The sequence below is a fragment of the Arthrobacter glycogeni genome (assembly GCF_054510815.1).
In genome coordinates this window covers 142467-168724 of sequence record NZ_JBTNDV010000002.1, presented here as the reverse complement: position 1 = coordinate 168724, position 26258 = coordinate 142467, and the positions used below count along the sequence as shown (strand labels likewise).

The 26258-nt window shown below is 67.1% G+C and carries 20 protein-coding genes; 7 read left to right on the top strand and 13 right to left on the bottom strand.

Translation table 11 applies throughout. From position 1 onward, the window contains the following. Nucleotides 1-130: 130 nt before the first annotated feature. Together ACX80G_RS02990 and ACX80G_RS02985 are read left to right on the top strand one after the other, a co-directional pair. The gene (locus tag ACX80G_RS02990; RefSeq protein WP_459305718.1) at nt 131-1594 is read left to right on the top strand and encodes a zinc-dependent metalloprotease; all 1464 of its coding nucleotides are present in this window, start codon (nt 131-133) and stop codon (nt 1592-1594) included. Then, nucleotides 1587-2630, top strand: coding sequence for an aldo/keto reductase (locus ACX80G_RS02985; protein ID WP_459305498.1), 1044 nt, complete (start codon nt 1587-1589; stop codon nt 2628-2630). The genes ACX80G_RS02990 and ACX80G_RS02985 overlap by 8 nt, the downstream gene beginning before the upstream one ends. Nucleotides 2631-2646: 16 nt before the next feature. Here ACX80G_RS02985 and ACX80G_RS02980 read toward each other — a convergent pair whose 3' ends face one another. From ACX80G_RS02980 to nudC, 3 genes are read right to left on the bottom strand one after another with little or no spacing between them, the layout of a single operon-like run. Beyond that, on the bottom strand, nt 2647-3231 hold the full coding sequence (locus tag ACX80G_RS02980; RefSeq protein ID WP_459305717.1) for a M48 family metallopeptidase: 585 nt from the start codon (nt 3229-3231) through the stop codon (nt 2647-2649). A 34-nt stretch (nt 3232-3265) separates the two neighbouring features. Then, entirely contained in the window at nt 3266-5371 is a 2106-nt protein-coding gene (locus ACX80G_RS02975; RefSeq protein ID WP_459305497.1) for an ATP-dependent DNA helicase UvrD2, read from the bottom strand. A 2-nt stretch (nt 5372-5373) separates the two neighbouring features. Beyond that, complete coding sequence (nudC, locus tag ACX80G_RS02970; RefSeq protein WP_459305496.1) at nt 5374-6345, bottom strand: NAD(+) diphosphatase; 972 nt, start codon at nt 6343-6345, stop codon at nt 5374-5376. A 131-nt stretch (nt 6346-6476) separates the two neighbouring features. Here nudC and ACX80G_RS02965 point away from each other — a divergent pair, with 131 nt between their 5' ends. Then, the gene (locus ACX80G_RS02965) at nt 6477-7718 is read left to right on the top strand and encodes a macrolide 2'-phosphotransferase (protein ID WP_459305495.1); all 1242 of its coding nucleotides are present in this window, start codon (nt 6477-6479) and stop codon (nt 7716-7718) included. 25 nt (nt 7719-7743) lie between these two features. On the opposite strand, the gene ACX80G_RS02960 is transcribed toward ACX80G_RS02965, so the two are convergent. The 3 genes from ACX80G_RS02960 to ACX80G_RS02950 are packed head-to-tail and all read right to left on the bottom strand — an operon-like array spanning nt 7744 to nt 14905. Beyond that, nucleotides 7744-11247 (bottom strand): ATP-dependent helicase, encoded by a 3504-nt coding sequence (locus ACX80G_RS02960; RefSeq protein WP_459305494.1) that lies wholly within the window; start codon nt 11245-11247, stop codon nt 7744-7746. After that, entirely contained in the window at nt 11244-14480 is a 3237-nt protein-coding gene (locus ACX80G_RS02955) for an ATP-dependent helicase (RefSeq protein WP_459305493.1), read from the bottom strand. The genes ACX80G_RS02960 and ACX80G_RS02955 overlap by 4 nt, the downstream gene beginning before the upstream one ends. Further along, complete coding sequence (locus tag ACX80G_RS02950) at nt 14477-14905, bottom strand: MGMT family protein (protein WP_459305492.1); 429 nt, start codon at nt 14903-14905, stop codon at nt 14477-14479. Before ACX80G_RS02950 ends, ACX80G_RS02955 begins: the two co-directional genes overlap by 4 nt. A 63-nt stretch (nt 14906-14968) precedes the next feature. On the opposite strand from ACX80G_RS02950, the gene ACX80G_RS02945 reads away from it, so the two are divergent. The 4 genes from ACX80G_RS02945 (at nt 14969) to ACX80G_RS02930 (ending at nt 18484) form a co-directional block, all read left to right on the top strand. After that, on the top strand, nt 14969-15655 hold the full coding sequence (locus tag ACX80G_RS02945; RefSeq protein WP_459305491.1) for a 3'-5' exonuclease: 687 nt from the start codon (nt 14969-14971) through the stop codon (nt 15653-15655). A gap of 202 nt (nt 15656-15857) precedes the next feature. Continuing rightward, complete coding sequence (locus ACX80G_RS02940) at nt 15858-16832, top strand: methionine ABC transporter ATP-binding protein (RefSeq protein WP_459305490.1); 975 nt, start codon at nt 15858-15860, stop codon at nt 16830-16832. Further along, nucleotides 16832-17578, top strand: a complete 747-nt coding sequence (locus tag ACX80G_RS02935) for a methionine ABC transporter permease (RefSeq protein WP_459305489.1) — start codon at nt 16832-16834, stop codon at nt 17576-17578. The genes ACX80G_RS02940 and ACX80G_RS02935 overlap by 1 nt, the downstream gene beginning before the upstream one ends. Before the next feature lie 66 nt (nt 17579-17644). Then, nucleotides 17645-18484 carry a MetQ/NlpA family ABC transporter substrate-binding protein gene (locus tag ACX80G_RS02930; protein WP_459305488.1) on the top strand — a complete coding sequence of 280 codons (840 nt, stop codon included), beginning with the start codon at nt 17645-17647 and terminating at the stop codon, nt 18482-18484. Nucleotides 18485-18561: 77 nt separating this feature from the next. Here ACX80G_RS02930 and hemL read toward each other — a convergent pair whose 3' ends face one another. The 7 genes from hemL to hemG all read right to left on the bottom strand — a co-directional run bounded on the left by hemL (nt 18562) and on the right by hemG (nt 26257). After that, nucleotides 18562-19887: a glutamate-1-semialdehyde 2,1-aminomutase gene (hemL, locus tag ACX80G_RS02925; RefSeq protein WP_459305487.1), complete on the bottom strand. Its 1326-nt coding sequence runs from the start codon at nt 19885-19887 to the stop codon at nt 18562-18564. Continuing rightward, nucleotides 19884-20870 (bottom strand): porphobilinogen synthase, encoded by a 987-nt coding sequence (gene hemB, locus ACX80G_RS02920; RefSeq protein WP_459305486.1) that lies wholly within the window; start codon nt 20868-20870, stop codon nt 19884-19886. Before hemB ends, hemL begins: the two co-directional genes overlap by 4 nt. A gap of 29 nt (nt 20871-20899) precedes the next feature. Further along, nucleotides 20900-21844 (bottom strand): uroporphyrinogen-III synthase, encoded by a 945-nt coding sequence (locus ACX80G_RS02915; protein ID WP_459305485.1) that lies wholly within the window; start codon nt 21842-21844, stop codon nt 20900-20902. Beyond that, nucleotides 21841-22794 carry a hydroxymethylbilane synthase gene (gene hemC, locus ACX80G_RS02910; RefSeq protein ID WP_459305484.1) on the bottom strand — a complete coding sequence of 318 codons (954 nt, stop codon included), beginning with the start codon at nt 22792-22794 and terminating at the stop codon, nt 21841-21843. Before hemC ends, ACX80G_RS02915 begins: the two co-directional genes overlap by 4 nt. After that, the gene (locus ACX80G_RS02905; protein WP_459305483.1) at nt 22791-24005 is read right to left on the bottom strand and encodes a ferrochelatase; all 1215 of its coding nucleotides are present in this window, start codon (nt 24003-24005) and stop codon (nt 22791-22793) included. Before ACX80G_RS02905 ends, hemC begins: the two co-directional genes overlap by 4 nt. Beyond that, the gene (gene hemQ, locus ACX80G_RS02900; protein WP_459305482.1) at nt 24002-24718 is read right to left on the bottom strand and encodes a hydrogen peroxide-dependent heme synthase; all 717 of its coding nucleotides are present in this window, start codon (nt 24716-24718) and stop codon (nt 24002-24004) included. The genes ACX80G_RS02905 and hemQ overlap by 4 nt, the downstream gene beginning before the upstream one ends. 72 nt (nt 24719-24790) lie before the next feature. Continuing rightward, complete coding sequence (gene hemG, locus ACX80G_RS02895) at nt 24791-26257, bottom strand: protoporphyrinogen oxidase (protein ID WP_459305481.1); 1467 nt, start codon at nt 26255-26257, stop codon at nt 24791-24793. Between the last annotated feature and the right edge of the window lies 1 nt (nt 26258).

Sequence of the window (26258 nt, the reverse complement as noted above, 5' to 3'; positions counted from 1 at the left end):
AAGACATCTTCGCTCGACGGCGGGTACCGTGGGAGTGCCAGCACTAGTTGTTCAGCGGCTGTCGGCGCAGCCCACCTATGAGGACTACAGCAGCCAATTCCAGCAGCCAATTCCAGGACCAGTGGTATCAGTGACCTCCAACCCGTCAGATCCGTCGAACGACGACGGCGACACCCCCAAGGACCCCCTCTCCGAGATGCTGGCGCGCCTGATGGGTGGCGGCGCGCAGGGAATGGACCCCCAGGAGCTGGCCAAGGCCGCCGGTCTCCCGTCCGATCCGCAGTCGATGGCGATGATGATGCAGCAGGTCCAGGCAATGTTCGCTGCCCAGAGTGAAGGGCCGGTGAACTGGCAACTCGCCCACGAGCACGCCCGCCGGGTCGCCGCTGCCGACAGCGACCCCTCAGTCACCCCGCAACAACGCCGCGACGTGGATGAGGCGCTGAGACTCGCCGAAATGTGGCTTGACCCGGTCACCGACTTCCCCTCCACCAACACGCTCGGCCGGGCCTGGTCCCGGGCCGAATGGGTCGAGGCAACCATGGACACCTGGAAGCGACTTACCGAGCCGGTGGCGGAGAGCATAGCGAAGGCGCTTTCCGATGCCATCACCGAGCAGCTGCCCGAAGAAATGAAGACCATGATGGGCGGCGCGTCGTCGATGCTGCAGAATCTCGGCGGCGCCATGTTCGGCATGCAGCTGGGCCAGGCGGTGGGAGCCCTGTCGAAGGACGTCGTGAGTTCCACCGACATTGGCCTGCCGTTGGCCGAGGGCCAGATGGCCCTGCTCCCCGCAAACGTGACAGCGTTCGGCGAGGGCCTGGACATCCCCGAGCAGGAAGTCAGGCTGTTCCTCGCTGTCCGGGAAGCAGCTCACACCCGGCTGTTCAGCCAGGTGCCGTGGCTTGCGGGCCACCTGCTGAGTGCTGTTGACAGCTATGCGCGGGGCATCCACATCGATATGTCCAAGATCGAGGAGGTGGCACGCGACATTGATCCCTCCAACCCGGAATCGATGCAGGCGGCACTCTCCGAAGGTGTTTTCATGCCTGGCCGGACCCCCCAGCAGGACGCGGCGCTGATCCGGCTGGAAACAGCACTGGCACTTGTCGAGGGGTGGGTCGACGAGCTGACCGCAGCCGCCACCGCCAATCTGCCGTCGTCGGCGTCGATGCGGGAAATGGTTCGGCGGCGCCGCGCCACGGGCGGTCCCGCCGAACACGCGTTCGCTTCCCTCGTAGGGTTGGAGCTGCGACCGCGTCGACTACGCGACGCCGCCACCCTGTGGGCTCATCTGCAGGCCGAGCGGGGCATCGCAGGCCGCGACGCCGTATGGGAACACCCCGATCTGCTGCCAACCGCCGAGGACCTCGACGATCCTCAAGGGTTCAGCCAGCGTCGACAGCTCGCCGAGTCCTCGGAGTCCGAGGTCGATGCGGCACTGCAGCGGTTGCTGGACGGCGGGTTCGATGAAGCCCCCGAAACCGATGAGCCGACCGAACCGACTGAGCCGACCCAGTCAGGGGACGACCCGCCCGAGGACGATACTCCACCCGACGACACCGACCCAGGAAGCAGTAAACCCCATGGTTGAACAGACAACTTCGCAGCCCACCACCCAACTCGGCCGGACCGGGGTTGAAGTCAGCCGCCTTTGTCTCGGCACGATGATGTTCGGCGACTGGGGCAACAAGGACCACCAGGACTCCATCAGGATCATCCGCCGCGCTATCGATGCCGGGATCAACTTCATCGACAGCGCCGACATTTACGCGTTTGGCGAGTCCGAGGAGATCCTGGGCAAGGCGATCGCTGAGCACGGCCGGCGCGAGGATCTGGTGATCGCGACCAAGTTCTTCAACGGGATGAAGCAGCAGCCGAACTACCGCGGCGGGTCCAGGCAGTGGATTATGCGGGCAGTCGAGGACTCACTGCGGCGGCTGGGCACCGACTACCTTGACCTGTACCAGATGCACCGCCCGGATGAGCACACCGACATCGATGAAACACTCGGAGCCCTCGATGACCTGGTCCGCCAGGGCAAGGTGCGCTACATCGGGTCGTCCACCTTCCAGCCCTCCCAGGTGGTGGAGGCCCAGTGGTCGGCACGGCAGCACCATACGGCGCGCTTCGTGACCGAGCAGCCGCCGTACTCGCTCCTCGCACGCGGGGTCGAGGCGGATCTGCTGCCCACCACCCACCGGCACTCGATGGGCAGCCTGGTTTGGAGTCCGCTCGCGGGCGGGTGGCTGAGCGGCAAGTACCGGAAAGGCCAGGACCTCCCGGCCACGCGGCGCGGGTCGGACAAGGAACCGTTCGATCTGACGGACCCGGCGACCGCAGCCAAGCTAGAGGCAGCCGACCAGTTGGGCGCGCTAGCAGACGACCTCGGGGTTCCGCTGGTCCACCTTGCACTGGCTTTTGTGCTCCGCCATCCGGGAGTTACCAGCGCCATCATCGGGCCTCGCACGATGGAGCAGCTCGAATCACAGCTCGACGCGGCTTCCCTCGAGCTGGACACGGCAACCCTGGACCGGATCGACGAGATCGTCCCTCCCGGTACCAACGTTGACCCCAACGACGCCGGTTTCAGCAACTACTGGCTCGCCGCGGACCGGCGCCGCCGCTAGCCGGCAGTCCGTCGCCTCAACTTTCGCGGCCAGCCAGTCCATGGTTGGCCGCGAAAGCTACCCCGTCAAGGAACGATTTGGCTGATTCGGTCTGCGGGTACGACTCCAGCAGCCGCCAGAACGTCCGGTTGTGCGACGGCTCGATCAGGTGTGCCAGCTCGTGCAGAATAACGTAATTCACCACCCAGTCGGGCATGCCCTGCAGCTTGTGCGACAGCCGGATGGTCTTGCGCGACGGCGTCGCCGAGGCCCAGCGGGAGTTTTGGTTGGTGACCCAGCCGATGCTCACCGGCTGCCCCCGTCCCGCCAGGTAATCCTGGGAAAGGGCGGCGGCACGCTGCAGGAGCCCGTCGCCCGGCCCGGCGTCTCCCGGACCGTTCGCTGGGCGGGCCGCCTCCTGGTACTTCGACTGGAGTTTGGCGACCATCCGGTGCACCCACTCCCGTTCCTGCGCCGCCGTGAAGTGGGCCGGAATGGAGACCACGACGACGCCGTCGCGCAGGTCGGCGCTGACGGTCCGCCTGCGTTTGGCGGACCGCCTGACCTCGACCGGTGGGTTGGCGCCGAGCTGCCCCGGTGCACCGGGGGACCGCTCACTCATGGCGGGCTCGATCATTTCGGGGCTCTCCCTTCAGCTATTCACTGTCGGCGATGATTGACAGGACCGATTCGCCGTACTTCTCAAGCTTCGACGGACCGATGCCAGCCAGCCCGCCCAGCTTCTCGATAGTGGTGGGTCGTGCTTCAGCGATCGCGACGAGGGTGGCGTCGGTGAACACGACGAACGCGGGCACGTCATTCTCCCGGGCTTGTTCCAAACGCCACGCCCGCAGCGCCTCAAAAGTTGCTTCCTGGTACGTCGCCGGGCAGTCGGCGCAGCGCCCGATCTTGCGCTCGGACCCGGAACCCAACACTTTCCCGCAGACCCGGCAGGTGGATGGAGCCGACACCTTACGGCTCTGTCGGGCCTTCGGGGTTCTGAAGGCCCGATCGCCGTCGGCCGCCGGGCGCAGACCGTCGAGGAACCGGGTCGGCTTGCGGCTGGCCCGCCCCCCAGGGGTGCGCGCTGTTGACCATGACAGTGCAAGATGCTCCCGCGCCCGGGTGATGCCGACATAGAGGAGCCTGCGTTCCTCGTCAACAGCCTCGGGGGTGTCGGCGAACGAGATGGGCATCAGCCCTTCGCTGAGCCCCACCAGGAACACGGCATCCCATTCGAGCCCCTTGGCCGTGTGGAGGGAGGCGAGGGTGACGCCCTGCACTGTCGGTGCGTGCTGGGCTGCGGCCCGCTCCTCAAGTTCTGCCACGAAATCCTGGAGGGTGAATCCGTCGGCTGCCCGGGAGGCGCTTAACTCATCGGCCAGGGCGACCAGAGCAGCGAGGGACTCCCATTTTTCCCGGACGGCACCGGAACTTGCGGGGGCCACCGGCGCGTACCCGAGGCTCGCCAGGATGTCCCGTACCAGCTGGGGGACATCGTCGGATCCGGCGGTCCGGGCCCCGGCCCGCAACTGCAGCAGCGCGTCCCTCACCTCCCGCCGGGTGAAGAATCGTTCACCGCCGCGCAGCTGATACCCAATGCCGGCACTGGCCAGGGCCTGCTCGTAGGCCGCCGACTGCCCATTCGTGCGGTAGAGGATGGCGATCTCGCTGGCCAGCACCCCGTTGTCCAGCAGTTCGGTGATCCGCCGTGCCGCCTCAGCCGCCTCAGCCTCATCGTCGCTGCACTCCGTAAATGACGGTTCCGGGCCGGTGGGGCGCTGCGCGATCAGTTCCAGCGGGGTGGACCAGCTGGTCGAGCCGGGGTGGCGGCCCGCCTCAGCGGTTCGGGCGGCGAGCAGGTTGTTGGCCAGTCGGACCACCTGGGGAGTTGACCGGTAGTCGCGGACCAGGCGGACCACCTGGGCGCCCTCGTAGCGGCCGGTGAAGTCCAGCAGGTGCCGCGAAGTGGCTCCGGTAAACGAATAGATCGTCTGGCTGGCGTCACCCACGACGCATAGTTCGCTCCGATCCCCCAGCCACAGGTCCAGCAACCGCTGCTGCAGCGGTGACACGTCTTGGTATTCATCGACCACGAAGTGGCGGTATTGGGCACGCACGGTCGCAGCGACTTTTTCGTCTTCCTGCAGGATCCCCACAGTGATCAGCAGGACATCCTCGAAGTCGATGACGTTGCGGTCAAGCTTCAGATCCTCGTAGCCGGCGAAGATGCGGGCCACAGTGGTGAGGTCCATTCCGGCGGGTTCCACCCGTCCGGCCGCTGCTGCGGTGTACCCCTCGGGGGTCAACATCGACACTTTGGCCCATTCGATCTCGGCGGCGACATCCCTGATGGCTGCCCGGTCAGTCGACAGGCGCAGCCGCCTCGAAGCCTCAGCGATGAGCTGGGCCTTGTGATCCACGAGGGCTGGAAGCGGTCCTCCCACGGCCTGCGGCCAGAAGTACTGCAATTGCCGCAACGCTGCCGCATGGAAGGTGCGCGCCTGGACGCCCTGGGCCGACAGGTCACGAAGCCGGGTCCGCATCTCGGCGGCGGCACGGGCGGTGAAAGTCACAGCAAGCACCTGCTGTGGTTTGTAGACACCCGTGTGGACGCCGTAGGCGATCCGGTGGGTGATGGCCCTGGTCTTGCCGGTTCCGGCTCCGGCCAGCACGCACAGTGGTCCGGTCAGGGTGGATGCGACAGTGCGCTGTTCGTCGTCGAGGCCTGCCAGGATCCTCTCTTCGAAAGTTGTTTCCATGCCTATGGCCGGCCCTCCGCGGGTGCCACGTCGAGTGGCCCGCCATACCAGTGCTCGATCAGGGCCCGGGACACTGACGCTCCGGTGGGCACCGTGATGTCGCCGTCCCGCACCGCGACGGCGAGCTCAGCCCGGGTGAACCACCTGACGTCCATGATTTCCACGCCGTCGGGGACCTGGTTGGTGTTCACTGCTGTGGCGATGAACCCGAGCATCAGGGACGCAGGGAACGGCCACGGCTGCGATCCGAGGTACTGCGGCGAGTGGACGTTGATTCCCGATTCCTCGGCGACCTCGCGGATCACCGCCGCCTCAAGCGATTCGCCGGGTTCGACGAAACCGGCAAGGGTGGAGAACCTGCCCTCGGGCCACCCGGCCGCGGATCCCAGGAGGAGCCGGTCGTCATCGTCGACCACTGCGACGATGATGGCCGGGTCGGTCCTGGGGTAATGGTCGGACCCGTCAGCTGGACACCTGCGCACCCAGCCTCCCTCCACAACCTCGGTCAGCGTCCCGCAACGGGGGCAATGAGTGTGCTTGTCGTGCCAGTTGGCGACAGCCGCAGCCTGGACGAAAATGCTGGCGTCCCGCCCCGAAAGAGCTGTCGCCGCGTCGCGGAGGCCCATCCAGGCCCCCTCCTCACCAATCGCCGTGTCCACCTCGTCCAGGATGGCCAGGAAGACATGGCTACCGGCGGGAACGCCGCCAGGCTCCGGATCGTCGGCGAGCGTCCGCCCCAGATAGATGGGTGTTGCCGGACGATCGGCCGTAGCCGGGTCGACGAGCAGCAGGGAGCCGTCGATCACCGGCGACCGTCCGTGGGCGATGAACATCACACGTGTCGTGGGCGCCTCCCACAGCTCGCCGAGGAGCGCTGGGCTAGAGCGCAGGGCTCCTCCCCGGTCCAGCGCCACCCGCGCCATGGGCAGCGATCCGAACGACTGCAGGGCGGGGATCCGGAGGGTTTCACTCATGGTTCTACGGTACGTTCTCGCTCCCCCAAAACACATTTCAGTACCCGTTGATGGGGGGCGGTCGGCAGCTTCTGACGACTCGCCGACCGGCAACGACCCATTCCGGGAAGGACCGCCCTACCGTTGAGGGTGTGAAACGCACTCCCATGGAACTCGCCGCGATTGCCAGCGCCGCCGTACCCGGGCTTACCCCCACGGGGGTGGCGGGCGTCCCTGATGATGCCGCCGACTTCGAATCGGCGCTGCTGGTCGATGATTCGGGGAAGCAGTGGCGGGTACGGTCCCCCCGGCACCCTGATGCGTCGATGAGGCTCGAAACCGAGCTGCAAGCCCTGAAAGCGTTTACACCGGCCATCAGGGCGGAGTTACCGTTCCTGGTGCCTCACATCGCCGGGACGCTGAGGCAAGGCGAGCTGTGCACTTTTGTGTACGCCCACCTCGAAGGCTCCCCCCGCGAACTGGACGACCTTGCCTCTGGCGGCGGACTGGCAACAGAACTGGGCAGGATGCTGGCGGCCATTCATGATTTGCCGCCACTCCTGGTCCACAACGCTGACCTGCCGAGTTACGAGGCGAACGAATTCAGGCAGCGCAAACTGAACGAACTGGATCAGGCTGCCATCACGGGCCGGATCCCCGCACACCTCCTGCGGCGATGGGAGCATGCGCTGGAGGATGTCACCCTCTGGCGGTTCCATCCGACGGTGGTCCACGGAGATCTTCATGAGGACAACCTGCTGATCGCGGCTGGACGGGTCGCTGCCGTCACCGGCTGGACCGATCTCCGGGTAGGCGACCCTGCCGACGACTTCGCCTGGCTGCTGGCCGCCACCAACCCAAGGTTCGCCGAGGACGTGCACCGGGCCTATGTTCTCGCGCGGGCGGAGGCCGCCGACCCGCATCTCATGCGCCGTGCAGCACTGGCCGCCGAGTTTGCCCTGGCGCAGTGGCTGGTCCGGGGTGTGGCGATGGACAATGCCGAGATGATCGCCGAAGCCGAAGACATGATGACTTCCCTCGACCGGGACCTGCAGGTCGAGGAGGCCGCCATGGCCGAGTACCGGTCCGCCCAGGCCGATGCTGACGACGACGCCGGGCGCACGGCGCCCGAGGAGGACGAAGAGCCGGGGACTGACGTTGCCGACGGCGGGGGCAACGTCCCTGATGAAGCTGTCATCGGCAGAGCCACCGACGACGGGCGTGCCAGTGATGACGTCGAAAGTGACGTCGCAGACGCTGACGACGAACCCGCTGAGGCTGATGAGCAGGACGGCAGGACGGCAGCGACCTCATCATCCCAGCGGTTCTCGGTGTCACCGGTTCCCGCCGACGACACCGAAACCTCCTCGCTGCCCATTATCAAGTCCAGCTGACCGCTGGCCCGGCCGGTCGGCCCGCTCAGTCCTTCCCTGGAGCGGTTGCTTTCCGGATGATCTCCTCCAGCCCAGCCTCCGTGGCCAGATTGTGCGGCCGGATCACTGTGTCGGTGCTGGCGTAGTAGAACGCGGCCTGGACCGAGTCCAGCGGAACATCCTTCAGCCGCGCCCAAGCAAGCCGGTAGACAGCAAGCTGAACAGATCGCACGGCGAGTTTGTCGCGCGACGGCGGTGTGCCGGTCTTCCAGTCGACCAGTTCCCACCTGCCGTCGCCATCCCTGAATACGGCATCGATGCGGCCGCGCACCACCAGGGCACCCACCCTCGTTTCGATCGGTACTTCCAGCTCCACCGGAACACGGTGAGCCCAGACCGACCCCTTGAACGTTTCGATCATGCTCTCAAGATCAAGGGCCTCGTCAATGTGGGAGTCCGCTCCGGGGTTCTCACCTAGATCCAGCATTCCGCTGGTGCCGTAGAACTCCTCAATCCAGGAATGGAAGGCAGTGCCACGGCGTGCCGCCATGCCGGGGCGTCGCGGCACCGGCCGGCGGAGCTGACGGGCCACGGCCGCGGGATCGTCGGAGAGCTCGACGAGGAGGGAGGCCGAGATGTGGGCGGGAAGCACCACCTCCGGGTTCCCTGCGCGCCGGGCATGCCGTGCCAGAGCCAGCCGCGTCTCCTCGTCCCACCGTCCGCCCTGGACGGCGACCCCATCAGGACGCCCGGCGTCGGACCCGATGACGGAACCCGCCGCTGCTGTAAGGACTGCTGCAGCGGCCGACTCGATACCCGTCCGGCGGGAGCGCAGCGGATCTACCGGCCAGGCAGCGCGGGCCTCCACGGCGTTGGCCGGGTTGGTGTCCCCCTCGTTCTCCTCTGGCAGCCAATGCAGGACGGTGTAGCCCGGTTCGTGATGTTCAGTGAGTTTCCTCAGTTCGGTCAGATACGTCGAAGCCGGCGTCGGTTTGGTTCGGCCACCGCCCCAGGCCGATGAAGTGCACACCAGCACGTGTTTCGCCCGGGTGAACGCGACGTAGGCGAGCCGGCGTTCCTCCCGTCCAGCGTGATAGCGGGCCTCCGAAGTGAAAGTCTTCTCGCTGGCAAGCCAGGACACCTGATCCGGCTGCTCCCAGTCCCATTGGGGGAGCTCGCCGGCATCTCCGCGCAGGTTCCAGGGAATAGCCGAGTCGCCGCTGCTCCAGCGGGAGTCGGACCCACTCGGGAAAGCGCCTTCGTTGAGCCCGGGGACCACAACAATGTCCCACTCCAGCCCTTTCGCCGCATGCACGGTCAGGAGCTGCACCGCATCGCGACTGGTTTCCAGTGCGGTCACCGGAAGCCCATCCTCTTCGGCATCCGCTGCCTCAAGCCATGCCAGGAACGCAGCAAGATCCACGCGCTCAGCTGTGGAGCTGAACCCGGCGACGGCATCCACAAACGCGTCAAGGTTCCGCCTGGCCTCGTGGATACCCACCAGTGGTTTGGCGGCCACTTCAATGTCAAGAAGGATCCTGCGTTCCACCTCATTGATCAACGTGGTGAGGTCATCACCGACGAAATCCCTGAGCAGTCGCAGCTCATCCCGGAGCCGCGTCAACCGGGTCCGCCCCTCGTCGCTCAGCCCACGGCCGCTCCTGGACACCCAGCCCGTCGGCGGGAGCTGGTCAACTGCCTCTACCAGGCTGCCCGACTCTACCGTGTCAGGCTCTACCGTGTCAGGCGGGACTGCAGTCGGGGCAGCCGGACCGGTTTCCGGCGCCCGGCCCCAGCCCAGGTCTGGACCCGACTCTGGACCCGACTCCGAACCGGGCTCCGAACCGGGTTTTGTTCCGCTGCCGGATGCCAACCACGCCCTGCGCTGGGCCAGGTGCCGCGACCAGTCGCCTAGCGCCATGATGTCGGCCGGACCGATCCGCCACCGGGCCCCCGCAACCAGCCGCAACAGGGAATCAGACCGGTCCGGGTCGCCGAGCACTCTCAACACGGCAAGCAGTTCGACAATCTCAGGGGTCCTTAGCAGGCCGCCGAGACCCACGATCTGCACCGGGATGCCCCGCTGCTCAAGTTCTCTGCGAATGGGTTCAAACTGCCGTCTGCCCCGGCACAGCACTGCCACAGTCGGTGTGAGCCGCCTGCCATCCTGCCCCCGCTCGAAGCCGCGCCGCCGATGCTGTTCGACCTGATCCGCCAGGATCGCCGCCTCGCCCGGAACGGTTGCGCCGTCTCTACTGACGGTGGCCTCGCTGAGGAACCGTCCGAGATAGACCTCGCCCACGCCCGCCCGGGGTTTGGGCTCGAGCGGTGGAACGATCAGTTCGGTGGTCCGGAGCCAGCTCGGCGGCCGGTTAAGCTCTCCTGCGACGACGTTGGCTGCAGCAAGGATGCTGGTGCCGTTCCGCCAGGCGATGGACAGATTCGCGACCGGCGAGGGCCGCAGGCCGCCCTCAAGCGCGAGGGGAAACGTGGTGCGGAACGTGCCGAGTTGCCCCGCTGATGCGCCCCGGAAGCCGTAAATCGATTGGTGCGGGTCCCCCACCGCGGTTACTGCCCGACCGTCGCCGAAGAGCTTTGAGAACAGCACCATCTGGGCGAAGGAGGTGTCCTGGAATTCGTCGAGGAGGACCACCCGGTATTTCTGGCGCTCCAGCTCAACCGCCTCGGGGACATCGCTGACGATCCTTGCGGCGAGCGCAACGAGATCACCGAAGTCGAGCTGCCGCCGGGAGTGCTTGGCGTCGGAGTAGTGTTCAACCAGCTCCGTGATGGTGACGCGGGTACGCAGTTTGTCCAGCATCTTGGCCACGGCCTGCGCTGGACGGCGCGAGGTCCCTGCGGCGTATTCCAGATCGCTTACCGCCGACAGGTGCTCCCTGAGTACCGCCCGCACTTCCGCCGGGGTCACCAGATGTTCAGCACACTCCCCTGCCATCGTCAGAACCGCCTTCACCAGGGTGGACTTCGCCGCACTGAAGTGCTCCCACTCGCCGTCGTACGCCTCAACGACCGTGCTGGACAGCTGCCACGCCTGGGCCGCCCCCAGCAGCACCGAGTCGCGCTCGACGCCGATCCGCAACCCATAGTCCTGCACAATGGCGTTCGCGTAGGAGTGGTAGGTGGAGACGCTCGGGTCAAGCCTGTCGCCAGCATCGTCCTCGTGTCCTGCGGCCGCCAGCGCCGGGTACAGCGCGGTAAGCTGTTGGCGGATTCGGGCGGAGAGCTCCCCCGCGGCTTTCCTGGTGAACGTCACCCCCAGAATCTGCTCGGGCCGGACCAACGCGTTGGCCACCAGCCAGACCACCCGATCGGCCATGGTCTTGGTCTTACCCGACCCCGCTCCGGCAATCACCAGCAATGGCTCCAGCGGAGCCTCAATGATGGTGACCTGGTCTGGGGTGGGGTATTGGACCGGGGTCGATGGATCCCCGTGCAGGAGTTCGGCGAGCTCGCGGGCGGAGTACCGCGGGGCCGGCGACCCAGCGACCTGGACGGCTCCTGCCGCGCCGGATTCGGAGGTGGTGGTCATTCGGTCACCTGCCGGCCTTCCGGGCACAACGGACAGATTTCCGGGAGCCGGCACCCTGACCCGCCGTGCCCGGAACGCTTCGGATCATGGACAGCGTCGAACTGTGCCGCGGACATCAGACGGGCCGCCTCCTCAATCATCTCCCGCGCCCACCGGTCGTCGGCGGCCAGGGGCGGTTGCTGCTGGACTCCTGCTTCCTTGCGGGTGGTCCCGAGCTGCACCAGCGCGGCTCCGCCCGGTCCCGCGGGCTCCCCGTCGGTCAGGGCCCCCTCGGCCACTGCCACCTGGTAGGAGGCCAGCTGCGGATGTCGATCGAGGTCTGCCAGGGACGGCGAGGATTTGCCGGTCTTGAGGTCGACGATGACCAGCCGGCCTTCGTCGTCAATCTCCAGCCGATCGATCTGTCCCCGCAGCCGCGCCATCCGCAAGCCCTCCCCCGTCGGCACCTCAAGGTCCACCTCGAAGTCAACCTCGGTGCCGAGCAGCGACCGTCCGTCCTGGCGCATGGAAATGACGTATCCGGCCAGCTTTCGGACCATCAGTTCCGCGCGCTGGAAATCAATCAGTCCTTCCCAGTTGTCCTTCATCCCCAACGAAGGCCACCGCCGTTGCAGCTCTTCGACGTACTGGCTTCCGGTGGCGTCAGGGAGGTCCTGGGCAATGCCATGCACGAGCGTACCCAGCGAGCGGGCGAAATCCGTTGTGGGTTCCCCACCCACCGCTGACACAAACCAGTTCAACGGTGACTTCAGGACCGCGTCGACCTTCGAGGGTGATACCGGGATGGGCTGGTCCGGCGGCACCACCGGGGCGCTGGAGGACGGCTCCTGGAGGCCCCACCAGCCGCAGGGGTGGGCCCCCGGCACCTCGGGTGAGTGATTGACCATGGCGCCGAGGTGACGGGTCGCCTCGCGCGCAAGTTCGGGGAACGTGGCTTCCTGCTGGGCGTACTTCCTGAGTTCAGCCACCAACGCCCGGAGCGTCAGGGGCCGTTGCACCTCGGTCCGCACGCGTTCCAGTTGATCCGGCGGCAGGGGATCCACCAGGTCGAGGAACGGTGATGGTTGAGCCTCATCCGATGCGACGGCGCAGCAAATCAGTTCTTCAACCGCACGTGACACTGCTACCGAAAAGCTCCTCAGTTCGTCGAAGCGGATGTCCTGCATCAGGATCAGTGGGTCACGATGGCGCCGGAAATCTGCGCCGTGGTCCATCAGGGCGGTGAGCTCACCTGACCCCAGCAGCTCCCCACGGAGACGCAGGTTGGGCCAGATCCCCTCCTGGATCCCTGCCACAATGACCACCGGCCATTGACGGCCGGAGGCACTGGCCGGGGTCAGTAACGCCACCGACTCCTGGTGCTGGGCCCGCGGCGCCAGGGTATCCATGGGCAGTTCCTGGCTGGTCAGGTACTCGAGGAACCGGGCAGGCGGCGCCCCCGGTACCTGGTCGACAAACCGCTCGGCGGTCTGGAACAGGGCGACTACCGCGTCGAGATCCCGGTCCGCCCGCACCGATGAGGCTCCCTCGGCGACGGCCACATCGGCCCATTTGGTCGACCACCCCGAGGCTTCCCAGAGCGCCCACAACACCGTCTCGGGGTTGGCCCCCGGCGCCGCCAGCGCCGATGCTCCTGCTGAGATCATCCGGGCTATCCGGCGGGCCGCAGTGCCGCCCCGCAGTCCAGGCCCGGTCAGGGAGGGGTCGGTGAGAGCCTCCACCAGCAGTTCGTCGCTGGTGCGCCCACGTCCGGCGGCCAGTTCCGCCTGCCGGAGACTCTGACGCAGCTGACGCAGCTCAAGCGTTCCCGCGCCTCCCATCCGTGATGACAACAGTGATACGGCCAACCCTGCGTCGAGGGTGTGCTGGCCGAGGCCTACCCCGAAGATGTCCAGCAGGGGCTTCACCGCTGGTTCATCCCGGATGGCCCGTTCGGCCACCGGAACATTGACAGCAATTCCCTGACCCGTCAGGTAGCGCTGCAACTCAGCCACCTGGGCGCCAGTGCGCACGATCACCGCGATATCGGCAAGGCTGCGCCCACCGAAAAGCTGTGCTTCAAGAATCCGTTGGGCAACATAGCGCAACTCATGGAAAGACGAGTCCACCAGGTGGGCAGAGACGACGCCGGACTGCGGGACAATGCCCGGTCCGTGCTCCGGTGGTTCAAGCGTCCGGTATACCGGTGCGCCTCCCACAATGGAGATTCGCGACGCAACGTTCTGCCAGGCGTTGGCCAGGGGTCCGGATAAGCGGTACGAGGCAGTGAGGGCCACCGTCAGCAGCTCTGTGGTCACCGCGAGCTCCTGTGCCAGCCTGCCGGTGAGCTCTGGGCGGGCACCCCGGAACCCATGGACCACAGTGTCCGGGCAGGACGCCACCAGCACGTCCCGGTCCCTGCCCAGCAGTGTGAGCAGCGCGTGGACCGCCGCATTGGACTCCTGATAGTCATCCACCAGGATCAACTGCAACCGGGACCGCTCCTGGGCCAGGAACTCCTCATCGAACTCCAGGAGGTGCCGGGCGGCTGTCAGGACTCCCGCCGGGTCGAAGGCCTCCGGCATCCGCAGATCCAGCACATCACGGTATTCCTGGTACAGCCGTGCCCCGGCGGTCCAGTCAGGACGGTCGAAGCGCTTCCCCAGCTCAGCCAGCTCGGCGGGGTGCATTCCGTACTCGCTGACCCGGTCGAAGAGCTCCCGCACTTCCTGCCGAAAACCCCGGGTCCCCAGGGCAAGGCCTAATCCCTCGGGCCAGCCGAGCGGCGCCGCGCCGGGCCGGTTGTGCCCGTCCAGGAGTTCCTTGATGATCAGATCCTGTTCCGCCCCGGAAAGCAGCCGGGGACTGCGGGCCAGTTCGGGCAGCCGCCCTTCGATCCGTGCCCTGCGGATCAGGTCGAACGCATAGGATGCCCAGGTCCGCGCCGGCGCGGCACTGAGGCTACGGTTCAGCCGTGTAGTCAGGGCGTCGCGGAGCCGGGCCGCGCCGAGCCGTGATGGAGCCAGCACCAGCACGGCGGACGGGTCGAGACCTTCGTGGTTGATCCGCCGCACTGCGGCCTCAATCAACACAGTCGACTTGCCGGTTCCGGGACCGCCCAGTACCAGTACCGGCCCGCTGCCGGCCCCAAGCTCAACTACGGTCCGCTGGTCACGGCTGAGCAGCGGAGCGGACGAGGCGGGCCGCCCGATCGTAGGATCGGCTGCAACGACCAATCGCGGTTTCAGACTCATGCCTGAAGCCCATCATGGGGCTCTGACATTCTGCGCGGGAACCCGGAAACCTCAGCCAGCTGCGAGCGGATCGCGTCGAGGACCACCCGCTGCTCAGCCGTGGGGTTCCACCGTGCCGCACCCATATCGATCGTGTACCCGTCGTCAGGAGAGGTGTCGTTTCTGGTGTGCCCGACGGCGCGCAGGGGTGTCCCCTCAGCTTCGTAAAACGGGGACGCCCGGATGCTGTGACCGGCCGGAGGCAGTCCGCTGGCGCGCACCACCCGCCACCAGGGTGTTCCCTCGCCGGCCCTGGACATGGCCGCGCCGACCTGCCGGGGCCCGGCACATTCGAGCAGTTCGGCAATGTCCCCGTAGGACAGCACTGAGCCGCGGGGGATCACCCCCGCCACCTCATAGACCGCCTCGGCGAAATCCTCACACATGAATTCCAGCCTAGCCGGACGGACCTCCCGCAAAATGTCGGAGCCAACGGATAGCGTCGAAACATGGACAGCTGGCAGAACCACCCCCGCGCGGCCTTCGACCTCGAGACCACCGGCCGGGACCCGTCGGAGGCCCGGATTGTGACCGCCTCACTACTTCTTGTCGACGCCGACGGTTCCGTTCTGGAGCAGCATGAATGGCTCGCCGACCCGGGTATTGATATACCCGCCGAGGCCGCAGCAATCCACGGTGTCAGCACAGAACGTGCCCGGCGCGAGGGCCAACCCGTAGACCGCGTTGTCCGCGAGCTTGCCGCGGTCCTCGGGCGACTGTTCGCGGCGGGAATCCCTGTCCTCGCTTTCAACGCCCGCTATGACTTCACTGTGCTGGCCAGCGAAGGGGCACGGCACTCGGTGCCGGTACCTCATCCCTTCCCCGTCCTCGATCCCTACATTATGGACAAGCAAGCCGATCGCTTTCGGCGTGGAAAACGGACCCTGACAGCTATGTGCGAGCACTACGGGGTGGTCTTCGAGAACGCGCACACCTCGGCGGCCGATGTGCTGGCTACCCTCCAGGTGGCTGCAGTCCTGGCCGCCCGGTTTCCGCACCTGCAGCATCCGGCTGGGGTGCTGCACGCATCGCAGGTGGTGTGGGCGGCACGTCAGGCCGCAAGTTTCCAGGAGTATCTGCGGCGCGAGGACCCGGCCGCAGTGGTTGAAGGTCGCTGGCCCGCCATCGCCTCGTAATCGGACCGCACCGGCGGCTCCGATTCGCAGATTCTTCGATATGTAGGCGGGAAACGCTGCGGTGAAGCCCCGGGCGTGATGCTCGGCACTAAAGTTCAGTCATTTCTTTCATGCGTGTGAAGATAGTTTGGGCGTAGGCCAGTGCGCCCGCGAGCCGTGATGCGTCGAACCATCCGGCCGCCTCCAGCAACCGTGAGGGACCATGATCACCGTTTCCGATCTGCGCAAAACCTATCGCCAGGGCGCCCGCACCATTACGGCGTTGGACGGCGTGAGCCTGACGGTGCCCCGCGGGTCGATCCACGGCATCATCGGCCACTCCGGGGCAGGAAAGTCAACGCTCGTCCGCTGCCTGACCCTGCTGGATCGTCCCAGCTCGGGATCGGTCACCATCGACGGGCGGGAGCTCACCGCCGTCAAGGATTCGGAGATTCGGACAGCGCGCCGCCGGATCGGCATGGTGTTCCAGCATGCCAACCTATTGGATTCCCGCACGGCCGCACAAAACGTCGCACACCCCCTGGAATTGGTGAAGACCCCCAAGGCAGACATCAAGTCGACCGTCGCGCGGCTCCTTGACTTGGTGGGACTGGCTGGGTTCGCAGACGCCTATCCGTCGCAGCTGTCGGGCGGCCAGAAACAGCGGGTCGGTATCGCCCGCGCCCTCGCATCGGATCCCGATGTGCTGCTCTGCGATGAACCCACCTCCGCCCTTGACCCCTCAACGACGGACGACATTCTGGATCTGATCCACAACCTCACCGACACACTGGGGTTAACAGTCCTGGTCATCACCCACGAGATGAACGTGGTCAAACGGATCTGCGATTCGGTGTCCCTACTGGAAGACGGGAGGGTCGTCGAAGACGGGCGCCTGCAGGACGTCGCCGCCAAACTCGACGGCAAGCTTTCCCGGGCACTACTGCCGCTGCCCGCCCACATTCCCGGGCCCCTGCCGGCCCTCGAGTTGCTGCTCGCCGGGGACGTCGCATCCGGTCCGGTCCTGTCCGATCTCGGACGCCGCTTTGACCTGAGCATTAATGTCCTGGCCGGCAGCGTCGAGAACCTCGCCGACAGCCGTTTTGGCCGCCTGCGCATCGAGGTGGGGGAACAGGCGCCGGTTGATGACATGGTGCAGTACCTGCAGTCCCGCGGCGTAGCAGCGAAGGTGGCGTGATGGATTTCCTCGACCAGCTGTTCACCAATCCCGGTATCACCCGTGCGTTGCCCGAAGAGTTCGTCGCAACCCTGCAGATGGTTGGCATTTCCGGCTTTTTCACCCTGCTGATCGGCCTGCCGCTGGGAGTGTTCCTTTCCACCAGCGCTCCCGACGGGCTACGACCGATGCCGGTCACCAATAAGGTGATTAGCGGCGTCGTCGTCAATATCACCCGGTCAATCCCCTTTGCCATTCTGATGGTGTCCTTGATCCCCCTGGCCAGGCTCCTCACCGGCACCTCGATCGGGCCGGTCGCGGCGTCGGTGTCCCTGAGCATCGGCGCGATCCCGTTCTTCGCCCGGCTGGTGGAAACCTCCCTCCGCGACGTCGGCTCGGGTAAGGTCGACGCCGCCCTGGTGATGGGCTCCACCCGTTTGCAGGTGGTCACCAAGGTGCTGCTCCGTGAAGCACTCCCCGGTCTGATCGCAGCCTTCACGACGACGCTCGTCACCCTGGTGGGCTACTCCGCCATGGCAGGCATCATCGGCGGCGGCGGGCTGGGCCGGCTCGCCTACAATTACGGTCTGCAACGGTTCGACACCACGGTCATGGTGGTGGTGATCGTCATCATCGTGCTCATCGTGCAGGCCATCCAGCTTGCTGGCGACTGGGCCGCCCGCCGGGTCGACCACCGGTCGGCTGCTACCGCCGGGCGGGGCCGTGGGCTCCGTCGCCGAGCCACCCCACAGGTGGTTGGCAGCTAGCCATCCGCCCGAGCGGACGTCATCCGCACCACAATTTTGCACCCTCCCGAAAGGAAACCTGTTCTATTGCGCAAGCTACTCACCCTCGCCGCCACCGGTGTTGCTGCTTCCCTGGCCCTGAGCGCCTGCGGCGGTTCCACTGCCCCCGCCGTCGTCTCCTCGCTGGATCCGGCGAACCCGGAGACCATCACTGTCGGAGCGAGCCCCCAGCCGCACGCCAGGATCCTCGAGTTCATCGACGAGAACCTCGCCGAGGAGGCCGGGCTCGACCTGGAAATTACCGAGTTCGACGACTACACCACCCCCAACATTGCGCTCAGCGACGGGGATTTGGACGCCAACTATTTCCAGCACCTGCCGTATTTCGAGAGCCAGGTCGAAGGCCAGGGCTACGAGTTCACCCACGGTGAAGGCGTCCACATTGAACCCTATGCAGCGTTCTCCGAGCAGCACCAGGACGTCTCCGAGATCCCCGAGGGCGGTCGCATCGCGATCACCAATGACCCCTCCAACCAGGCCCGCGCCCTGACCCTGCTGCAGGACGCCGGACTCCTGGAGAACATCGCCGACGACGCGTCGGTACTCGCCCTGTCTCCGGAGCAGAACCCGATGGGACTGGAATTCATCGAGAACCAGCCGGAACTGCTGCTCAATGACCTGCAGGACCCGAGCGTCGACCTGGCCATCATCAACGGCAACTACATCCTCGATGCGGGCCTGAGCACCACCGACGCCCTGGTCGTTGAGTCCCTGGACGGCAACCCGTACGCGAACTTCCTGGCCTGGAACACCGCTTCCGACGGCGACGCCCGGATCGACAAGCTCGAAGAACTGCTCCATTCCCCCGAGGTGGCCGCCTACATCGAGGAACAGTGGCCCAGCGGAGACGTTGCCCCCGCATCCTAGCGAACCATCCCTCACCCGAAAAGAACCCCGCACCGGAACGAACATCGTCCCGGTGCGGGGTTCTCGTGCGTGGGGCGTCAGCTGGACGGCGTCGCCGCTGCGGCAGCCGCTGCGGCAGCCGGGAGGGCGTCGTAGATCCGGCTCATCGCGGCGTCGTCGTGGGCCGAGGACAGGAACCACGCCTCAAAGACCGATGGCGGCAGGTACACCCCGGAGTCCAGCATGGAGTGGAAGAACGGCGCATAGCGGTAGGTCTCCTGCGCCAGCGCATCGGCGTAGTTACTGACCCCCGCCGACGAGGTCCCAAACGCCACGCTGAACAGGTTCCCTGCCCGCTGGATTGAATGGTCGACGCCGGCGCGGTCCAGTTCGGTGGACAACGCAGCCGAGAGCGCCTCGGAGCTGGCATCGATATGCCGGTACACGTCCGCTGTCGCGTGGGTCAGCTGGGCCACCCCCGCGGCCATCGCGAGCGGGTTCCCGGACAGTGTCCCAGCCTGGTACACCGGGCCCAGCGGTGCGAGGTGGTTCATGACGTCCTTGCGACCGCCGAGAGCCGCGGCGGGCAGCCCGCCGCCGATCACTTTCCCGAACGTCAACAGGTCGGGCGTCCAGGCTTCCTGGGCATCGGGCGCACCGCCGGTCAGACCCCAATAGCCGCCGGGGCCTACCCGGAAGCCGGTCAGGACCTCGTCGACAATGAGCAGCGCTCCGTGGGCGGCGGCAATCCTGGCCAGGCCCGCGTTGAACCCCGGGCCGGGCATGACCACCCCCATGTTGGCTGGGGCCGCCTCGGTGATGATCGCGGCAATGGCATCGCCGTGATCGGCGAACGCCGCGTCCACAGCAGCAAGGTCGTTATAGGGCAGGACAAGGGTTTCCGCGGCTGTGGCGGCAGTGACCCCGGCGGAGCCCGGCAGCGCCAGCGTCGCCACCCCTGATCCTGCGGCGGCCAGCAAGGAATCCAGGTGCCCGTGATAGCACCCGGCGAACTTCACGATCAGGTTACGTCCGGTGAAGCCCCGGGCCAGCCGGACGGCGGTCATCGTCGCTTCGGTCCCGGTGGAGACCATCCGAAGCCGTTCAACGGCGGGCACCCTCTTCTGGACCAGCTGGGCAAGGTCAGCTTCGGCGGGCGTCGACGCTCCGAAGGACAATCCTTTGTCGGCGGCGCTGTGCACCGCCTCGAGGACCGCCGGGTGGCCGTGCCCCAAAAGGGCCGGCCCCCAGGAGCAGACCAGGTCAACATACTCCCGGCCGTCGGCGTCGGTCACGTGGGGGCCCTTGGCCGACACGAGGAAGCGGGGGGTGCCGCCCACCGAGCCGAACGCCCTGACCGGCGAATTCACGCCGCCCGGCATCAGCGTCTGCGCCCGTGCGAAAAGGTCATCTGAAACGGTCATCGGTGGTTCTCCTTCAGCCAGCCGGCAAGTTCGGCGGCCCAGTAGGTCAAGATGATGTTCGCCCCGGCTCGTTTGATACCGAGAACTGATTCTTCAATGGCACGACGACGGTCGATCCAGCCGTTGGCCGCAGCGGCCTCGATCATGGCGTACTCCCCCGAGATCTGGTACGCGCCAACCGGGACGGGCGAGAGTGCTGCGACGTCGGCCAGGATGTCGAGGTAGCTCATCGCTGGTTTGACCATCACCATGTCGGCGCCTTCCTCGAGATCCAGTTCGACCTCAAGAAGCGCCTCCCGACGGTTCGCGGCGTCCATCTGGTAGGTGCGCCGGTCGCCGGTCAGCTGGGAGTCGACAGCTTCGCGGAACGGGCCGTAGAACGCTGAAGCGTATTTGGCGGCGTAGGCAAGGACTGCTGTCTCCTGGTGCCCTGCTTCCTCAAGGGCCTGCCGGATGACCGCCACCTGGCCGTCCATCATGCCCGACGGGCCGAGGACGTGGGCCCCGGCGTCAGCCTGGGCCACCGCCATCCCGGCGTACACCGCCAGCGTCGCATCATTGTCGACGGTGCCGTCGGCTGCCAGTACGCCGCAGTGCCCGTGGTCGGTGAACTCGTCAAGACACACGTCACTCATGATCACCAGGTCATCGCCCACCTCGGCCCTGACATCGGCAATCGCCCGGTTCAGGACGCCGTCCGGGTCCAGGCCAGCGCTCCCCGTCGCGTCACGGTGCGCGGGGATCCCGAACAGCATGATCCCGCCGACGCCCAGCTCCACTGCCTCAGCGGCGGCGCGCTTGAGCGACCCGGTGGTGTGCTGCACCACGCCCGGCATCGAGGAAATCGGGTGCGGGCTGGTCAGGCCTTCCCGGATGAAGGCTGGTAGCACCAGTTCGGCGGGGCTGAGCCGGTGCTCAGCGGTCAGGCGTCGCAGCGCAGGGGTGGTCCGCAGTCGGCGGGGCCGGTGTTGGGGGAAACTCATGGTGCTCCTTTTCTCTTGCGCTTAGCCTGTCACGATCGTGGGTGGTCCCGCACCGCCGCGGCGATGGCGTCGGCGATCCCCGCCGGGGTGGGCTCGACGGCGACTGCCCCGCCGGGTATCCCATACTTCGCCGCCTCATCGGCGGTCGTGGCACCGATCATCACCGCGGCCGGTCCGGCCGGAAGAATGCCAGCCCAGGAGACGGGCGCCCCGTCCGACAGCCGGCGCACCGTGCTCGGTGAGGTGAAGACCACGGCGTCGACATCACCGGCATCGACCGCCGCCCAAAAGCCATCCCGATCCAGCTCGGTCACGGTGTCGATTGCCGCGACGGTGTCGGCGCGGCTGGCCCCTCGGGGGCCTGGCGCCGGACGATCCGGCGCAATATCGGGCGTGATCCGCCGGGACGGATCCGCAGGATAGGCCACAGTCTGGTACGCGGTGACCCGCAGCAGCTCCCAGCCCTGATCGATCAGTGCTCGTCCGAGCGTCTCGGCCGCGAGGTCGGCCTGCGGAAGCAGGATTCGTCCCCCGGGGGTCAGCCGGGCGAAAGTTGCGGCCAGCCCGGCCCCCGAACTTCCCTCGCCCACGCTGCCCGGCACCAGATCGACGCGGATACCCTCGGCGGCCAGCGCCCGGGCCGTGGCTTCGCCCACCGCGGCGATCCGCGTGCCGGGGTGGAGAGCGGCGGTGAGGTCCTCGCCGCGTGCCGCCGAGCGCTGTTTCAGGGCCCGGACTGTAGTGGAGCTGGTCAGCAGGAGCCAGGTAAACCCGCCCTCGCGCAGCAGGTCAAGCGCCGCGTCGAGCGGGGCGTCGTCGTCGGGGGTCACAAAATCTATCAGGGGCAGCAGCTGCACGCTCGCTCCCCGGGAGCGCAACTCCTCAACCACCGGACCCGACCGGTCAGCACCGCGCAGCAGCACCACCCGCACACCATCCAGCGGCGGCAGACCAAGGATCGGGTCTGGGGTCATCCGACGGTGAGCGGTGCGATGGCCGCGGCGCCGGCGTGGAGCAAATCTTCGGCGAGGCCCACGCCCAACGCGTCAGCGCCGTCGGCTGTCAGCTCACGGCCGGAGCGCGTCAACCGGAGCAACCTGGTTCCGTCGAGGCTGCAGACCACCGCCTGCAGTCCGAGGATTCCGTCGATGACCGTGGCGAGGGCACCGATCGGGGCGCTGCAGCCTGCTTCGAGTCGGCGGAGCACCGCCCGCTCGGCGGTCACTGCAAGCCGCGTGGTGCTGTGGTCGTAGCCTTTCAGAGCAACGGCGAACGTGGATTCCTGGGAGTCACCGGTCCTGCACTCGACGGCGAGCGCCCCCTGGCCGGGAGCGGGCAGCATGACTGCGGGGTCGATGAGCTCGGTGATGACGTTTTCGCGGTCCAACCGGATGAGGCCGGCCGCGGCGAGCACCACCGCGTCGAGGTCACCCGGGCCAGCGTCCGTCAGACCGGCGACCCGGCCCAGCCGCGTGTCCACGTTGCCCCGGATGTCGATGACCTCAAGCCCTGGCCTCGCGGCCCGGAGCTGGGCGGCACGGCGGGGGGATCCCGTTCCCACGGTTGCACCGTCCGGCAGGGTGGCCAGGGTCAGCCCGTCCCGGGCGCACAGCGCGTCCCGGGTGTCGGCTCGCCCCGGGATGGCCGCTATCGTCAGTCCCTCGGCGGGAGTCGTCGGAAGGTCTTTGAGGGAGTGGACGGCGAGGTCGCACCGGTCATCGAGCAGTGCGTCACGCAGCGCCGCAACGAACACGCCGGTCCCACCGATCTGGGTCAGGGACCCCTTGTGGGTGTCCCCCTCGGTGCGGATCCGGACCAACTCGTGAGCGAGTCCGCTGAGTTCGCTGACCCGCTCGGCGACGGTGGTGGTCTGGGTCAGCGCCAGTGCGCTGGCGCGCGTGCCGACCCGCAGCGGCTGGGTCACGACGCCGGGGCTGTCCCCGGCAGTCCAACAGTCGAGTCGGCTGCAGCAACTGTGGGCTTGGGGCCCCGACGGTTGGCGCAGCAGTTGGGGCGGCACACATCGAACCAGGGACCCAGCTGCGTGGCGGAGGGCCGGTCGGCAATGTTGTTGGCTACTGTGCGTTCGCAGACGAGGTCGATCAGACCGGCGACGAACTTCTCGTGGGTGCCGGGGGTGGGCACCCGTTCGGCGAGGACCCCCAGGTCGGCACAGGTCTCAAGGGCCTCGGTATCCAGGTCCCATTTCACTTCCATGTGGTCGCTGACGAACCCCAGGGGAACGATGACGACGCCCTTGGTGCCGGCGGCGGCCAGGTCCTTGATGGCGTCGTTGATGTCCGGTTCCAGCCACGGCACGTGCGGGGCGCCGGACCGTGACTGGTACACCAGGGACCAGTCGACGCCGGCGGATTCCGGCACCCGGTCCAGGACGGCCTGCGCCGTGGCGAGGTGCTGCGCCACGTAGGCGCCTTCGGCGTAGGCGGGGCCGCCGTCGGCTTCGCCGTTAACGCGGGGACCTGCGGCGTCGGCGTCACCGGTGGGAATCGAGTGGGTGGCGAAGAGGACGTGGATCGGCGCCTCGGTCCCGCCGCTGTCGCTCAGCTTCTGGCGCAGGGCCTGCAAACCCTGGGTTACGCCCTCAACAAAGGGCTCGACGAAACCGGGGTGGTCGAAGTACTGCCTGACCTTGTCCACTTCGAGCTTGCCTTCCAGCCCGGTCTCGACCAGGGCCATACCCAAATCTTCCCGGTATTGGCGGCAGCTCGAGTAACAGGAGTAGGCGCTGGTGGTGACGGTCAGGACGCGGCGGTGGCCGGCGTCGTACGCCTCCTGCAGAGTGTCCGCGATGAAGGGGGCCCAGTTCCGGTTGCCCCAGTACACCGGCAGGCTGATGCCACGGCTGGCCAGCTCGGCTTCCATTGCGGCCTTGAGCGCGCGGTTCTGCGCGTTGATGGGGCTGATGCCACCGTTGGCGCGGTAGTGGTGGGAGACCTCTTCGAGTCGTTCATCGGGGATCCCCCTGCCCCGCGTGACATTCCGCAGGAACGGAATGACGTCTTCCTGGCCTTCGGGTCCGCCGAAGGAGGCGAGGATGATGGCGTCGTAATCCTTGGGCACCATCCGCCCGTTGTCGTCCACACCGTCAAGGGGGTGAAAGGCCTGAGCCGTCATCGGAGCACCTCTGCAATCTCGGCGGTACCAATCCGCCGTCCGGTGTAAAAAGGAATCTCGTCGCGGACGTGCCGCCGGGCCTCGGTCTCCCGCAGGTGACGCATCAGGTCCACCAGGTCGACCAGTTCGGGTGCCTCAAGGGCGAGGATCCATTCCCAGTCGCCGAGGGCGAAGGACGACACCGTGTTCGAGAGGACCTGCGGATACTGGCGGCCCTTCATGCCATGGTCGTAGAGCATTTCGCGTCGCTCTTCGGACGGCAGGATGTACCAGTCGTAGGAGCGGACAAAGGGGTAGACGCAGACCCATTCGGCTGGCGCCACCCCGCGGGAAAAGGCAGGGCTGTGGCTCTTCGAGAACTCGGCGTCGCGGTGGACGCCCATGGCCGACCAGACGATCTCGGTGTTGGCGAATTCCGTCGTCCGGCGGATCTCCCTGACAGCGGCCTGCAGTACCTCCGGCCGGGAACCGTGCAGCCAGACCATCACGTCAGCGTCCTCGCGCATGGCTGACACGTCGTAGCAGCCGCGCAGGGTTGCGCCGTCGGTGTGAAGGGATGCCAGGACGGCGTTGAGGGATCCGGTGGCCGAGGCCTGAGTGACGGCGCTCCGTTTGAACACTGTCCAGAGGGTGAAGAATTGCTCGACGGCGGCGTCGCCTGCGGCGACAGTTGAAGGATTCTGCGTGTGCTCCGTGCGGGTTTGCTCACTCATGGTACTAGTCTGCCCCGCGATGAGGAGCAAACCGAAATCTGAAGTTCTACTGCGCGTAGAAAGTAGTGCAAATCACAAACCGGTCGGGTCGCTGGCACGCGGGACGATCCGGTCGGCGAGCGCTGCGGCGCGCACTCTGGCGTCGTCGATGACAGCAACCAGACCGGTTCCCGCCAGCCAGGCGCCAGTGATCTCGAGGGTACGTTCAACGGCCGCGGCCGCCCGCACCCGTGCCACCAGGTCACGATGACCCACCGAGGCGTGCGGGAGCGACCCGTCCCAGCGGACCACGGTCCAGCCCACCACGTCGGCGTCGTCAATGGTGGTCTCCAGCAGCGTCGAGGCGTCGGCGAGCGCGGCCCGGTACAGGCCTGCGTCGTCGGTCACCTCGTCGCCCACCTGTCCGGCCCGACCGTAGGACAGCCGCAGCACATGGCTTCCCGGCCCCGCCTGATCGGCAAGCCAGGCCCACTTCGCTGTGGCATGGGTGAGCGCTTTGGCGCTGACCCCTTCGGCCCCGGCGGCGACCAGAACCCCGGTGCCCCGGGGGTGGGCGTCGAGTTCCGGTACGTCGACGACGAGGGTCACCAATGCCACACCCGGCACGGCCTGTGGGCGGTCGGCCAGGAGACGCGGCAGGGCACCGCCGAGAAGGTCAACCGCCCCGGGACCGTCCACCGCCATCACCAGCGCATCGGTGGTGAGGGACCCGTCAGCCGTGGTGACGGACCAACCGGTTCCCGCCCTGGCAAGGGAGAGCACCTCGCTGTCCGGTCTGAGGTCCGCTTTGCCGGCCCGCAGTTCACCGGTCAGGACGCGGGCGAGCTGTGCCATGCCCCCGCTCAGCCCTCCGACGGCTGAGCCGGCCGGGGCCGCCGCCCGCATGGCACCGACTGCCGCACCCAGCGAGCCGTGCTTTTTCATCATCATGCGAAGACCCGGCGCCACCGAATCAACGTCGAGGTCGTCGGGGTCAGCCGAGAACACCCCGCCGACCACCGGCGCAACCAGGCGATCCAGAACGTCGACGCCCATCCGGGCGCGCACCACCTCGCCGAGGCTGATTCCCTCGTCCTTGTACAGGCTGCCCAGCGGGAGCACCCTGTCCAGCGACGCCCGCAGCGCCCCCGCTCTGCCAATCGCCCGCACGATCTCGGGGTCGAGGACGTCAGCGGGGATGCCAAGGATGCCGCTGCGGGGCAGCGGCATGGCACTGTGCTGGGGGTCCTTGCCAGGGAAACGGATCCAGGCCCCCACCGGGTTGGGGGTAACCAACTGCTCACCGAGACCGAGTTCACGGGCGAGGGCCGGAACCGTGTCCGAGCGGGTCGAATACGACTCGGCCCCGCTGTCCAGCCGGAGCCCCGCCACCTCGTGGTCGGCCACGCAGCCGCCGAACGTCCCCGAACGCTCAAGGACGGTAACCGCCAGGCCGCGTTTGACCAGTTCGCGGGCGGTCGTCAGCCCGGCCATGCCACCGCCGATCACTACCACCGAGGGAGCGGCCGTTGGGCGTGAGGCGCTGCTGCGGTGCGGCATG